Source organism: Streptomyces sp. NPDC053427, from assembly GCF_044544985.1.
GTDB lineage: Bacteria > Actinomycetota > Actinomycetes > Streptomycetales > Streptomycetaceae > Streptomyces.
Genome location: NZ_JBITYA010000001.1, coordinates 545,770 through 558,907 on the forward strand (window position 1 = coordinate 545,770; position 13,138 = coordinate 558,907).

Consider the following 13,138-nt stretch of genomic DNA (forward strand, 5'->3'; position numbering starts at 1 on the left):
CGGTCAGCGCCGGTCCGCCCGGACCAACCGCAGCGTGACGATCTGGAACGGCCGCAGCGCCAAGCGGACGGTGTTTTCCTGCCACTCCACCGCCGGGCCGTTGTCCGCCGGGCGTTCCAGGAGGTCCGTGGTCAGCGCATCGGCCAGGGTGAACGCGGTGCTGAGGGTGGTTCTGGCCCGGCCGCCGTGGGCCTCGTGGAGGCGCACGATCACATCGCCGCTCGCGTCGTCGGCGAGCTTGACGGCCGTGGCGACCGTGGCGTCGTTGTCGACCGTGATCAGGGGCGGTACGGGGCCCGAGCCGGCGATGCGCCGTTCCGGCAGGTTGATGCGATGCCCTTCGCGCACGGCGTCGGCGAGGGTCGCACCGGGGGCGAGCGCGTAGCGGAAGCGGTGCAGGCCCTGGTCGGTCTCCGGGTCGGGGAAGCGCGGGGCACGCAGCAGGGAGAGCCGTACGGTCGTGGTCGTCCCCGGGGCGTCGCCGTCCCGGACGGTGCGGGTGACGTCGTGCCCGTAGAGGCAGTCGTTGACCAGCGCCACGCCCCAGCCCGGCTCCTCGGCGTGGACGAAACGGTGCGCACAGGCCTCGAACTTGGCCGCCTCCCAGCTGGTGTTGGTGTGCGTGGGCCGGTAGAGGTGTCCGAACTGGGTTTCCGCTGCGTACCGCTCGGCATGGAGGTCCAGCGGAAAGGCGGCCTTGAGGAATTTCTCCGTCTCGTGCCAGTCGACCTCGGTGGCGATGTCGAGGCGTCGCCGGCCGCGCCTCAGGGTCAGATCCTGTACGACGCGTGAGTCGCCGAAGGAGCGGGCGACGCGTACCGTCGCGGCCTCCGCCGCCACCTCGCGCAGCGTCACCTCGTCCGCCTCGGTGAGATCGGTGACGACATTGCGGTAGAAGGAGTCCACGTCCCAGGCGTCCCACATGTTCGGGAAGTCGGGGTGGATCTGGAGGAGGTTCGCGGCGCTGCCGGGCGCCAGGGTCTCGCGGTCGGCGGCCCGGTCGTGGACGGACACGACCAGCCCGCGGTCGTCGATCTCTATGCGCAACAGGCCGTTGTCGAGGACGAATCCGCCGTCGGGCCGGGCCCCGGCACGCACCTCCGGCCCCTCGGCCGCCGCGCTGCCGATGGCCCCGGCGGCGACCCCGGCGCGCGCGTGCGGTGCCGAGTTCACCGTCAGGCACGCGTCGCCCTCACCGGCCAGCGCGGCCAGCGCCGCCGCGATGATGTCCTCCAGCTCGGCGGCCACCGCGGCGTAGGTCCGCTCCGCCTCGCGATGCACCCAGGCGATGGACGATCCCGGCAGAATGTCATGGAACTGGTGCAGCAGAACGGTCTTCCAGAGGCGGTCCAGTTCCGCGTACGGATAGGGGTGCGAGGTGGCGACGGCCGCGGTCGCCGACCAGAGCTCGGCCTCGCGCAGCAGCTGCTCGCTGCGGCGGTTGCCGCGCTTGGTCCGCGCCTGGCTGGTGAGCGTCCCGCGATGCAGCTCCAGATACAACTCGCCCACCCACACCGGCGCCTGGGGATATTCCGCCTCCGCTTTGGCGAAGAAGGCGGCGGGCTTCTCCCACTCCACCACTGCCGAACCGTCCAGGCTGCGCAGCCGGCGCGCCTTGGCGATCATCTCGCGGGTGGTGCCGCCACCGCCGTCGCCCCAGCCGGTCGGCGCCAGCGAGTGCCGGGCCGCGCCCTTGTCCTTGAAGTTCCGCGCCGCATGGGCGATTTCGCCGCCCGCCATCTGGCAGTTGTAGGTGTCCACCGGCGGGAAGTGGGTGAAGATCCGGGTGCCGTCGATGCCTTCCCAGCGGAAGGTGTGATGCGGGAAGTCATTGATCTGACTCCACGAGATCTTCTGTGACAGCAGCCATTTCGAGCCCGCCGCCTTGATGATTTGAGGCAGCCCCGCGGCGAAACCGAAGGTGTCCGGCAGCCACGCCTCCTCGTTCTCGACGCCGAACTCCTCCAGGAAGAACCGCTTGCCGTGCACGAACTGCCGGGCCATCGCCTCCGACCCCGGCATATTGGTGTCCGACTCCACCCACATCCCGCCCGCCGGTACGAACCGCCCCTCCGCCACCGCCTTCTTGACCTTGGCGTACACCTCCGGCCGGTGCTCCTTGATCCAGGCGTACTGCTGCGCCTGCGACATGGCGAAGACGAACTCCGGCTCGTCCTCCAGCAGGGCCGTCATGTTCGCCGTCGTACGGGCCACCTTCCGCACGGTCTCCCGCAGCGGCCACAGCCACGCCGAGTCGATATGCGCATGCCCCACCGCGCTGATCCGGTGCGCGGACGCCGCCGCGGGCGTCGCCAGGACCTCGCGGAGCGCCGAACGGGCCCGCTCCGCCGACCCGTTGACGTCCTGAAGGTCCACGAGGTCCAGCGCCCGGCCCACCGCCCGCAGCACCTCCCAGCGCCGCGGGCTGTCCACCGCCAGCTCCGGCATCAGCTCGCCGAGCACCTCCAGATCCTGGATCAGCTCCCATACCGCCGTGTCGAACACCGCCAGATCCAGTCGCGCGAGCCGGTACAGCGGCTCGCTGCCGGCCGTCTCCGGGTCGCCCAACCGGGTGGGCCGGAAGGGCGGGACGTCGAGGATCACCGGGTTGGACGCGGCCTCCAGATGCCACTCGACGCGCTCGCCGCCCCGCACCGGCGCACCCACCCGCACCCACTGATTACGCGGATTGAGGGCCTTCACCGGGGTGCCGTCGGGCATATGGACCAGCGCCTCGCACTGGAAGCCGGGCATGCGCTCGTCGAACCCCAGGTCCAACACCGCCTCCACGGTGCGCCCCGCCCACTCCCGCGGCACCCGCCCCCGCACCGTGAACCAGGTCGTCGCCCAGGGCGCACCCCAGGCATCGCCGACGGCCACCGGGGTGCGCGCCGCCGCCAGCCCCTCCGCCACGGGAACCGTTCCCGGCGCGACCCACGCCGAGACCTCCAAGGGCACCGATTCCGGGTACAGGGCGGGCCGGATGCGCTCGTTCAGCACACGCGTGAGACGGGCTTCGACCAGGGCGCGATCGTCATGCATGGGGCTGCTCCGTAGAGAGTCGGGTCGGGGAACCGGTACGACGCGTACGGCCCCGGGACGGCGGGAACGGGGACTGGGGCATGACGGGCGCTCCTCTGGTGGGTCCTCCGATGGGGGCCCCGGGGGACCCCCACCGGGGGACCCAAGGCTGCGGGGCCTCGAGTTCTCGGGTGGGGGAGACCGCGGTCTCAACCGACCTCGTCGGGCGTGCACACCTCCGTGATCCCACGCGACGTCAGATATGCGCCGTCACCGGCGAGTTCGGCGAGCACCAAACACGGCCGGACGCCTTGCGCGGTGAGTTTCACCCAGGCCTCGAAGACGGCACCACCGGGTGCGCACACCGAGCGGCACGGCGCGTCCGCCGCCCCACCGACGTCGACCACCAGCGCGGTGCTCCGTACCGCGGGGCGGTGCGTCCGGCCGCGCCACTCCTCCACCAGCGCGGCGATCGCCTTCCCCGCGGGCTTGACCGTGCGGTCGGTGCGCAGCAGCCCGAGCCCGTACTCCAGCTCGGGGAAGTCCGCCAGCGACCGCGAGACGTCATGCGAGCACCACCAGGTGACGCCCCACAGGTCAGGGCAGTCCAGCGCATTGCGGACGGTGGCCTCGGTGAAGCGCGCCGCACGGTTCTCGGGGATGTGCGGGGCGGGGGCGCCGACCTCCTGAAGCGATACGGGTCGGTGCGGGTCGGTGGCCCAGGCCTTGGACAGCTCGATCAGATACGCGGCGTGCTGCTCGGTGGCGATGCCGGTCGGGCCGTGCCGCTGGGCGGTGCCGTTGAACACCCACGAGTGGACGGCGGTCGCGGCGCCGAGCCGGGCGGCCTGGGCGGGTGTGAAGGGATGCCCGTCGCGGTACCAGGCGGCGTCGTACGCGGCGTGCAGATGCATCCGGCCCGGCGCGCCCCGCTCGCAGGCGGCCAGCATCCGCTCGAGCCAGGCCGCGGCCTGCGCACCGGTGATGCGGTCCGGGTCCGGATGCGGGCCGTCGGAGAACTGGTTGATCTCGTTGCCGAGCGTCATGCCCAGGAAGTGCGGACGGTCGGCGAGGGCGGCCGCGAGCGTGTGCAGATACTCCTCCTGGCCGGCCAGGACCTCGGGGTCGGTGAAGAGATTGCGGCGGTGCCAGGTCCGCGTCCAGGCGGGCAGGAAGTCGAAGCTGGAGAGGTGGCCCTGGAGTCCGTCGACGCTCACGTCCAGGCCGCGTTCGGCGGCGGCGTCCGCCAGCTGTACGAGCTGGTCCACGGCGCGCGGCCGGATCAGGGTGCGGTTGGGCTGGAAGAGCGGCCAGAGCGGGAAGACCCGGACATGGTCCAGGCCGAGGCCGGCGAGGGAGTCGAGATCGGCGCGCACGGCATCCAGGTCGAAGTCCAGCCAGTGGTGGAACCACCCTTGCGCGGGCGTGTAGTTGGCGCCGAAGCGCACCTGGTGGGTATGCGGCACGGGCATGGGCGTCCTGCGCTTCCTGTGAGTACGGCAGCGGGGGAGTGCGGCGACGGGGTCAGCCCTTGACGGCTCCCTCGCCGACACCGCGGAAGAAGTAACGCTGCAGACAGGCGAACATCACGATCAGTGGGAGGACGGCGATGACGGTGCCCGCCGCGACCAGCCGCTGATTGTCCGCGAAGGTGCCGTGCAGAAAGTTCAGACCGATGGTCAGGGTGAACTTCGACTGGTCGCTGAGCACGATCAACGGCCACAGGAAGTCGTCCCAGGCCCCCATGAAGGCGAAGATCGCGACGACGGCGAGGGTCCCCTTGACCGACGGCAGGGCTATCTGTACGAACCGCTGCCAGGCATTGGCGCCGTCGACGAACGCGGCCTCCTCCGTCTCGTACGGCAGCCCGGCGAACGCATTGCGCATCAGCAGCACGTTCATCGCGCCGATGCAGCCGGGCAGCAGCACACCGATCAAGGTGTTGTTGAGCTGGAGCTCCCGCATCGTCACGAACTGGGCGATCATGATGCTCTCGACGGGCACCAGCATCGCCATGATGAAGACGACCAGCGCGGTCCCCCGGCCCCGGAAGCGCAACCGGGCCAGTGCATAGCCCGCCAGTGCGGCGCCCACGCAGTTGGTGAGGACATTCGCGGCGGCGACCTTGAGCGAGTTCAGCGCGAAGTCCCAGACCGGGATGATGTCCGCGACGCCGGCGTAGTTGCCGAGGGTGGGCCGGTGCGGAACCAGGCTCGGCGGATAGCGGTAGATGTCCTCGCCGGGCCCCTTGAGAGAGGTGGACAGCTGCCACAGGAACGGCCCGACCGTCAGCGCCAGTACGGCCAGCAGCAACAGGTAGCGCAGCGCCAGCTGCCATCCGGGGATCCGCCGCTCGCCGCCCTCCTGCCTGCGGCGTCGCCGCCGCTCCCGCTCCCGCCGCTGCCCGCGCTCCCGTCCGCGCCGGCGGATGCCTGCCCGCTCGCCCGTGGGGCTCATGCCTCGTCACCCTTCCGGTTCGCGCGCAGCACCAGCAGCATCAGGCCGAGCGTGAGGACGAAGACCACGACGGACAGCGCCGAGGCATAGCCGACCCGGCCGCTGAGCCCCGTACCGACCTGCTGCACGAGCATCACCAACGTGGTGTCCTCACCGCCGGGGCCGCCGGTGGGGCCGGCCATCAGATAGACCTCGGAGAACACCTTGAACGCGCCCACCGAGGACAGCGCCCCCACCAGCACCATCGTCGACCGCACCGCGGGCACCGTCACGGTCAGGAAGCGGCGCACCGCCCCCGCACCATCGACCGCGCACGCCTCATGCAGCTCACGGGGAACGTTGGCCAGCGCCGCCAGATAAATGATCATGTAGTAGCCGAGGCCCTTCCACACCGTGACGGCCATCGCGCTGAGCAGCAGCAGCCAGGGATCGCTGAGAAAACCGACCCGGCCGAAACCCAGGGCCTCCAGCAGCGCATTGATCAGCCCGCGATCGTCCAGCAGCCACACCCAGATCAGCCCGACCACGACGACGGAAGCCACCACCGGGGTGTAGAACGCGGCCCGGAAGAACGCGATCCCGGGAAGGTGCCGCCGTACGAGCAGAGCCAGCAGCAGCGGCAGGATCACCAGCAGCGGGACGACCCCCAGGACGTACAGCAGGCTGTTGCGCAGCCCCGTCCAGAACATCGCGTCATGGATCAGCTCCTGGTAGTTGGCGCCGCCGACGAACTGCCCGTCGGTGAGCGTGCGCGCGTCGGTGAAGGAATGTCCCACCGTGCTCAGGAACGGATACAGGCCGAACGCGGCGACGATCAGCAGCCCGGGAGCCAGGAACAGCCAGGGGGCGGCCGGCCGATGCGTACGGATTCCGCGGGGCCGTCCGGTCGTCACGGCGCGCCTCAGCCCGTCGCGAGCAGGCGGTTGCACGCGGCGACCGCCCCGTCCAGCGCCGCCTTCGGGGACTGCTTGCCCTGCACCGCCTTGGCGACCGCATTGCGCAGCACCGTCTTCATCTGATCGCTGAGCGGCACCGGCGTGTAGTTCACCGCGTTCTTCAGGGATCCGGCCGAGGCCACCCGCACCCGGGTCGCGTCGGTGCCGTCCTCCTTGGTGAAGTACGGATCGTCCAGCGACCCCTTGGTGCTCGGGAAGATCGTGACCTGCTTGGCGAAGGCCATCTGGTTCTTCTTGTCCGTGACGAAATGCGCGAACGCCACGGCCGCCGGTTTCACCTTGCTCTGCGCATTCACCATCAGGCCCTGGACGTACATATTGGCCCTGCCGGTGTTGTTGACCGCGTCCGTGATCCCGATGTGCCGGTAGAGGCTCGGTGCATCCTTTTTGAAATTCTGCAGATCCAGCGCGCTGCCCGGATTCATGGCCACCGACTGCTGCTCGAATTTCCGCCCTGCGGACCAGGCCTGCGCGGTGAGCGCCTGCGAGTCCAGCGCTCCCGCGGCATAGAGCTCCTTGTAATGCTCCAGCAGCTCGACGCCCTTGGGCTCGTTGAAGGTGAACTCGGTACCCTCGGTGTTCATCAGCCGTACGCCATAGCGACCGAAATCCTCGATGGACGGCGTACTCGCCAGCATCGCTATCTTCCGGCCGCTTTTCTTCGCCATCGACATCGCGTCCGAGAAGAGCCGGTCATAGGTTTTCGGCGGCCTGTCCGGATCGAGGCCGGCCCGTCGGAAGAGTTCCTTGTTGTAGAACATCGGCCCGGTGTTCAGATACCAGGGAAAGGCGTAGACCCCGGGCATCCCCGGCATCTTCTGGCTCTGCCACGCCCCGTCGAGATACTCCCCGCGATACTTCCCGGCGGCCTTCTCCAGGTCCAGCGCGAGACCGGCCTTGGCCAGCGGATACGCGAGATCGGGCGACACGTTGACGACATCGGGCAGCGTACCGCCCGCCGCATCGGCGCTGAGCTTGTCCGGATACCCCTCGGCCGGCTGGTCGATCCATTTCACTTCGGCGTCGGGATACTTCTTCTCGAAGTCCGCGATCACGCCCTCGAAGTATTTCTTGAAATTGGCCTTAAGATTCCAGGTCTGGAATGTGACCTGGCCCTCGACCTTGCCCGACGCGCTGTCGGATCCGTCGGATCCGCCCGACGCCCCACATGCGGTCAGTGCAAGCGCCGAGGTGATCAGAGCCGCGCTGACCACGGCGCTTCGGCGGAACATACGCATGGCTGACCGACCCTTCGCCCTGACTTTCCCTGACCGGAAATCGAATCACTGAGCAGAATCGAGAAGTAGCGCTGTGCACTAGGAGCCCGGAGGTGCCTCGAGGGGACGATGCCGCAGACCGTACTAATGCGTTTTAGTGAGTGTCAACACCCACGGGCCGAAAAGCCTCGCCGTACCGGTCCGACGCATCGTTTGACAGGCCCCTTCCGGCTGATCAGACTGGCCGGACTAATGCGGTTCAGCGCACGAGGAGGGCCCGCCATGACAGCGCCCGGTGAGGCCGCCCGCCGCAAACCGGCACGACGGCCCACGATCAAGGACATCGCCCGCCGGGCCGGGGTGTCGGAGAGCGCCGTCTCCTTCGCCCTCAACGACCGGCCGGGCGTCTCCCAGGACACCCGCGCCCGGGTACGGCGGGTGGCGGAGGAACTGGGCTGGCAGGCCAACAGCGCCGCCCGCGCCCTGTCCGGCGACCGCGCGGGCTGCGCGGGCCTGGTCCTCGCCCGCCCCGCCCAGACCCTCGGCGTGGAGTCCTTCTTCCTCCAACTCGTCTCCGGCATCCAGGAAGTGTTCTCGACACACCGGACCGCACTGCTCTTCCAGGTCGTGCCGGACCTCGACGCCGAATGCGCGCTCTACCGCCGCTGGTGGGCCGAACGCCGCGTGGACGGCGTCCTCGTCGTCGACCCGCGCAACCAGGACCCGCGGCCGCAGCTGCTCGCCTCGCTCGGCCTCCCCGCGGTCGTCGTCGGCGGCCTCGCCGACTCGGGACCCGACGCCCCGGATCCGGCCGCCGGGCACCCCCAGCTCTCCACCGTGTGGGCCGACGACGCCAAGGCCATGGCCCGGGTCCTCGACCACCTCCACGCCCTGGGGCACCGCCGTATCGCGCATGTGGCCGGCATGCCGGGCCTGGCCCACACCGAGCGCCGGATCCGCTCGCTGCGCACCGAAGCGGATCTGCGGGGCCTCGACGAAAAGCACGTCCGCTCGGTGACCACCGACTACTCCGACGCCGAAGGAGCCGAGGCCACCCGCCGCATCCTCGACGCGGCCGAGCCCCCCACGGCGATCATCTACGACAACGATGTGATGGCCGTGGCCGGTGCCTCGGTCGCCGCCGAGCGCGGGATCCCCGTACCGGGCAGGCTGTCGATCGTGGCCTGGGACGACTCCGCGCTGTGCCGGGTCACCCATCCCCGCCTGACCGCACTCGTACGCGACACACCCGGCTTCGGCAGGCTCGCCGCCCAGGAACTCCTCGCCGTCCTCGACGGCGGGACGCCGCGCACCGTGCAGGGCGAACTGCCGCACCTGGAAGCGCGGGAGAGCACCGGCGGGCCGTGACGGCGTCGCTCGCGTGTGCTTAAGATTGCCGCACGGCATCGCGCGTTGGTCACCGGCCGGGTGAAGCGTGGAGGTGCCCGTGAGATGCCCGTTGGAGGCATTCCACAGTGTCAGTCGAGTTGAACCACACCATCATTACCGCCCGGGACAACCGGGCTTCCGCCGAATTCCTGGCGCATATCCTCGATTTGCAGGTCGGTCCCGAATCGGGCTTCTTCGTTCCGGTCGAGACGAGCAATGGCGTCACGCTGGACTTCGCCACCGCCGCCCCCGAGTCGATCACGATGCAGCACTACGCCTTCCTCGTATCGGAAGAGGAATTCGATGCGTCGTTCGCCCGTATCAAGGAGGCCGGCCTCACGTACTGGGCCGACCCCCGCCAAGAGCGGGAGGGCGAGATCAACTACAACCACGGCGGGCGGGGCGTGTACTTTCTGGACCCCGCCGGACACGCCATGGAAATCATCACCCAGCCGTACGGCAATCCCGAGGCATGAGCCGTTCCCGGTAGCCGTTCGCGACAACCGCCGCTGATCATTGCGCGCGGTATCAGCACGCGGTGAAGAGAAGGGGGAGCGGGCCGCCGTGGCCCGCTCCCCCCCGGAGAACCGCACGCACTCAGTGGTGCGTCACGACTCCCGCCGCCATCCGGCCGCAGTTGGAGCCGGAGACGCTGACGCTGACGGACTCGATCGTGCCGCCCCAGTCGACGCACAGCCCCTTCGCCGCCAGATACACCGGACCGGCGTACGAGGTGTAGAGGCCGCTGTCGTAAACCGGGTCGGAACTGCCGTCGCTCGGCGCGATATAGGTGTACATGTACACGGGCTTACCGGGACTGTTCCGTACCGTCACAGCACAGTTCTTTCCGGTCTTTGCGCTGTACGTGAGATATACGGTCCCCTTGCCGGTGACCGGTACGGAATTCACTACGCTGTAGCCGCTTCCGCAGGCTCCGTTGTATGCGGCGGCAGTTGCGGCCGTAGGGGCGGCCGATGCAGTGGTGGCCGTTGCCATCGTGGCAATTCCCGCTACGGCCAGCACCGCTGATCCTGCGATGGCACGTGAACGCTTCATAGGAATACCCCCGTCGGGTCTATGCGTCGCGTGGTCATTTCGCAGGGTTGGACACCGGACGTACCGGGATGGTTGTACGCAACTCCCTGAAGTTCGAATCAAGGTGGGCACAACGGCCGGTACCCGACGCCGAACGAGGCATCGGAGACCGGCCGTTGTTGGACGGGAGCTGAGGGATCAGCCGCCGTTCGCGAGGACCTTGAGACGGGTGATCGAGCCGTTGAAACGGTTGCGGTCGCCGATCCCCGGGCCCGAGGAGGTGTGCTGCCAGATGCTGTGGAACTTCCAGCCGGCCGGCAGTGCGCCGACCGAGCCGCCGTAGCGGGGGATCCACAGCGGGTTGCTGTTCCCGAACTGCGCCGAGTTGCCGGTGCACCGCTTCCACCAGTTGGTGGAGGTGTAGATCACCGCATCGCGCCCGGTCTTCGCCCGGTAGGCCTTCACGAAGTCCGCGATCCAGCTGACCATCTCCGGATGGCTCTTGCCGTAACAGGTCGATCCGTACGGGTTGTACTCCATGTCGAGCGCTCCGGGCAGCGTCTTGCCGTCCTTGGACCAGGCGCCGCCGTGGGCCGCGAAGTAGTTCGCCTGGGCGGCACCGGTGGAGTGGTCCGGCAGGGCGAAGTGGTACGCGCCGTGGATGAGGCGGGCATCGTAAGCGCCCTTGTACTGCTGCAGAAAGAACGGATTCCGGTAGCTGGTGCCCTCCGTGGCCTTGACGTACGCGAACTTCACGCCGGCCTCGCGGAGCGCCGACCATCCGACATTGCCGTTGTGGCTGGAGACATCCACACCGGACACGTTGGGACGGGTCGCCCGTGGCTCGGAGCCGCCGGCCCGGTCGCCCCCTTCGTGGGCGGCGATGGTGGATCCCATCCAGTCCTGCTCCGGGTGCGCGGGTCTCTTTCCCGCGTCCGACGCCCCAGCGGTACCGGGCAGCGCGAGGGGCAGCACGAGCACGGAGAGGAGAGAGACAAAAGTTCCGGCCGCGATATGGCGTGTGCGGCGGGCCGGACCGGATCTGCGCAAGGGCATCGCGTGCCTCCGAAGTCCTTCGGTTGGGTCAGTGCGGCGGAATGTGAGCAGAATTCTGCCGATAAGAAGACTCATACGCTGAACTGACCGCAGCTATGGCCCGACCGGCCATCCATACACCGACCGGCCGGGGCATCTCACCCGACCGGCCGTCATATCCCAAGAGGAAGCGGGCCCCGGCAATGCCGGGGCCCGCTTCACGGTGCAGCGGCGAACGCGCCATTCCGCCGCTTCGCACTGCCTACGCCGACCGCCCGGTCGGCTTGTTCGCGATGTCTCGTGTCCTACTCATCACCGGTTGTTGCCGATGGCTCAGTAGGCGGAGTTGACGTTGTCGATGGAGCCGTAGCGGTCGGCCGCGTAATTGGCAGCGGCGGTGATGTTGGCGACCGGGTCGGTCAGCTTATTGGCGGTGCCCGAGACGTGGTACGTGTCGAAGGTGGGCTGGATCACCTGCAGCAGACCCTTCGAGGGGATGCCGTTGATGGCGTTGATGTCCCAGTCGTTGACGGCGTTCGGGTTGCCGCTGGACTCGCGCATGATGTTGCGGTGCAGACCGTCGTAGGAGCCGGGTATGCCCTTGGACTTCATGATGTCCAGCGACTGGCGGATCCAGCCGTCCAGGTTGTTCGCGTACTGCTTCTTCTCGGCCTTCGGAGCGGTCCGCTTCGCGGCGTGCGCCTGCTTCGGGGCTTCCTTGGCCTTGACCTGGGCGGCGACCGACACGATCGCGGGGTGCTCGGCCTTGGGGGCGTCACCCTTGGCGTGCACCGCGGCCGGCATGCCGTTCGCGCTGACCGGCTTCACCGCGGCCACGGTGTGCGCGGCGGTGGGCTGCGCGGTGCTGGGCTGGGCGGTGACGGCCAGGGCCGTGGTGGCGCCGGCGGCGACCAGAACGGCGGTGGCGACCTTGTGAGTGCGGGTAATGCGGGCGGTGCGGGGCAGGGTGAAGCTGAGCATGCGGAGTGACCTCTTCCAGGTACTGGGGACGGGGAGGCGGCCTTCTACGGCGCGTAGAGAGTCCGGGAGTTATTCGCTGCGTTCGCCTTAGGGGCGGAATTCGCTGACTCGTTCCCGGCGCAAATCCATAGTTAGCGACCGGCCCGGTCGCTGGCAATGATGGCTTGTACTACGCGCCTTCGTGAGAAGGGCGGCAATCCCCGAAGCCGGGTTCATTTCCCAACCGACAGCCCGGATTTCGGCCACTAGCCGAGGTCGTACGTGACGTACGCCCTGTGCCCGGCATCACCCGGCGAGGCCCTGAAATGGCTTCCCGTACCACGGCAAAGTTGCCTGGCTCACATGCGAATTGGGCTTTCCCGTACCCGTCGTCCGCCACGGATGCGGGGAAGGGAATCCGAGTTATTACTCGTCGGCCTGCCGATGCATTCTCCGGATGTGGCGCAAGGCACCTTCCCGGGGCTCCGGAAGAAGGGAAATGCATATCGCGGCGCGGTGCCGGGGCGTAAGAGGTGCGGTAGGTCACTTCCGCCGCGAGGCGCCCATCGCGCTAGGCCGTCAGGGAGTTCCGTTACGGCGAAGCGGCGGTGTCGATGGTCCGTTCGCAGCATCATTCGGACTGTCGCGTGGCCCCCGGCGCCCCCGTGCCCGATGGTGAGATCGCAAGCAGTAGTCCCCCACTCACTCATCGTAGGGAAAAGCTCATGCTTCGTCGTGTATCCACCGTTCTCGCCGGCGCCCTTGTGGCGGGCGTCATCGCCACCGGGGGCGCCGCCGCAACGACGCCCGCCCCCGAGCACGGTCAGCGCATGCACCAGAGCCAGGCTCACCACAAGCGCCTCGACGGCGACCGCCGCACCCGTGTCAACGACCGCCTCGAAAACTCCCGCCGCGACGGTCACAAGCGCAAGAGCCGCGAGAACCGCGAGGAGGAGCGAGAGGGCCTGTTCCTCGTCGGCCGTCTGCTGCACGCTCTGCTCGGCGGGCACTTCCTGTACGGGCACGGCGGGCTCTGACGTCTGATCGGCAACCCAAAACGGCAGTGGC

Annotated in this window: 11 protein-coding genes; 3 read left to right on the forward strand and 8 right to left on the reverse strand. The window is 68.8% G+C overall.

The genetic code is table 11. From position 1 onward, the window contains the following. Positions 1–3 precede the first annotated feature (3 nt). From ACIGWZ_RS01985 to ACIGWZ_RS02005, 5 genes are all read right to left on the reverse strand, one after another. Positions 4–3,042 (reverse strand): alpha-mannosidase, encoded by a 3,039-nt coding sequence (locus ACIGWZ_RS01985; RefSeq protein ID WP_400059790.1) that lies wholly within the window; start codon positions 3,040–3,042, stop codon positions 4–6. A gap of 188 nt (positions 3,043–3,230) precedes the next feature. Beyond that, on the reverse strand, positions 3,231–4,493 hold the full coding sequence (locus tag ACIGWZ_RS01990) for a glycosyl hydrolase (protein WP_400059792.1): 1,263 nt from the start codon (positions 4,491–4,493) through the stop codon (positions 3,231–3,233). A 52-nt stretch (positions 4,494–4,545) separates the two neighbouring features. After that, positions 4,546–5,478, reverse strand: coding sequence for a carbohydrate ABC transporter permease (locus ACIGWZ_RS01995; protein ID WP_400059794.1), 933 nt, complete (start codon positions 5,476–5,478; stop codon positions 4,546–4,548). Further along, positions 5,475–6,371 (reverse strand): carbohydrate ABC transporter permease, encoded by an 897-nt coding sequence (locus ACIGWZ_RS02000; RefSeq protein WP_400059796.1) that lies wholly within the window; start codon positions 6,369–6,371, stop codon positions 5,475–5,477. The genes ACIGWZ_RS01995 and ACIGWZ_RS02000 overlap by 4 nt, the downstream gene beginning before the upstream one ends. A gap of 8 nt (positions 6,372–6,379) precedes the next feature. After that, positions 6,380–7,672, reverse strand: a complete 1,293-nt coding sequence (locus ACIGWZ_RS02005) for an ABC transporter substrate-binding protein (RefSeq protein ID WP_400059798.1) — start codon at positions 7,670–7,672, stop codon at positions 6,380–6,382. A gap of 261 nt (positions 7,673–7,933) precedes the next feature. On the opposite strand from ACIGWZ_RS02005, the gene ACIGWZ_RS02010 reads away from it, so the two are divergent. Beyond that, positions 7,934–9,019 (forward strand): LacI family DNA-binding transcriptional regulator, encoded by a 1,086-nt coding sequence (locus ACIGWZ_RS02010; RefSeq protein WP_400059800.1) that lies wholly within the window; start codon positions 7,934–7,936, stop codon positions 9,017–9,019. A 107-nt stretch (positions 9,020–9,126) separates the two neighbouring features. Beyond that, positions 9,127–9,516 (forward strand): VOC family protein, encoded by a 390-nt coding sequence (locus tag ACIGWZ_RS02015; protein WP_400059802.1) that lies wholly within the window; start codon positions 9,127–9,129, stop codon positions 9,514–9,516. 121 nt (positions 9,517–9,637) lie between these two features. Here ACIGWZ_RS02015 and ACIGWZ_RS02020 read toward each other — a convergent pair whose 3' ends face one another. From ACIGWZ_RS02020 to ACIGWZ_RS02030, 3 genes are all read right to left on the reverse strand, one after another. Next, on the reverse strand, positions 9,638–10,096 hold the full coding sequence (locus ACIGWZ_RS02020) for a spore-associated protein A (RefSeq protein WP_400059804.1): 459 nt from the start codon (positions 10,094–10,096) through the stop codon (positions 9,638–9,640). A 177-nt stretch (positions 10,097–10,273) separates the two neighbouring features. Next, complete coding sequence (locus ACIGWZ_RS02025) at positions 10,274–11,131, reverse strand: lysozyme (protein WP_400059806.1); 858 nt, start codon at positions 11,129–11,131, stop codon at positions 10,274–10,276. 312 nt (positions 11,132–11,443) lie between these two features. Beyond that, entirely contained in the window at positions 11,444–12,091 is a 648-nt protein-coding gene (locus tag ACIGWZ_RS02030) for a transglycosylase SLT domain-containing protein (protein ID WP_400059808.1), read from the reverse strand. Positions 12,092–12,795: 704 nt separating this feature from the next. On the opposite strand from ACIGWZ_RS02030, the gene ACIGWZ_RS02035 reads away from it, so the two are divergent. After that, the gene (locus tag ACIGWZ_RS02035) at positions 12,796–13,107 is read left to right on the forward strand and encodes a hypothetical protein (RefSeq protein ID WP_400059810.1); all 312 of its coding nucleotides are present in this window, start codon (positions 12,796–12,798) and stop codon (positions 13,105–13,107) included. Positions 13,108–13,138: the final 31 nt, after the last annotated feature.

Excerpts from the sequence above, each read along its gene's own strand:
- ACIGWZ_RS02020 (WP_400059804.1), bottom strand. The coding sequence starts at position 10,096 with ATGAAGCGTTCACGTGCCATCGCAGGATCAGCGGTGCTGGCCGTAGCG.
- ACIGWZ_RS02010 (WP_400059800.1), top strand. The coding sequence starts at position 7,934 with ATGACAGCGCCCGGTGAGGCCGCCCGCCGCAAACCGGCACGACGGCCC.
- ACIGWZ_RS01985 (WP_400059790.1), bottom strand. The coding sequence starts at position 3,042 with ATGCATGACGATCGCGCCCTGGTCGAAGCCCGTCTCACGCGTGTGCTG.
- ACIGWZ_RS02025 (WP_400059806.1), bottom strand. The coding sequence starts at position 11,131 with ATGCCCTTGCGCAGATCCGGTCCGGCCCGCCGCACACGCCATATCGCG.
- ACIGWZ_RS01995 (WP_400059794.1), bottom strand. The coding sequence starts at position 5,478 with ATGAGCCCCACGGGCGAGCGGGCAGGCATCCGCCGGCGCGGACGGGAG.
- ACIGWZ_RS02005 (WP_400059798.1), bottom strand. The coding sequence starts at position 7,672 with ATGCGTATGTTCCGCCGAAGCGCCGTGGTCAGCGCGGCTCTGATCACC.
- ACIGWZ_RS02035 (WP_400059810.1), top strand. The coding sequence starts at position 12,796 with ATGCTTCGTCGTGTATCCACCGTTCTCGCCGGCGCCCTTGTGGCGGGC.
- ACIGWZ_RS01990 (WP_400059792.1), bottom strand. The coding sequence starts at position 4,493 with ATGCCCGTGCCGCATACCCACCAGGTGCGCTTCGGCGCCAACTACACG.
- ACIGWZ_RS02030 (WP_400059808.1), bottom strand. The coding sequence starts at position 12,091 with ATGCTCAGCTTCACCCTGCCCCGCACCGCCCGCATTACCCGCACTCAC.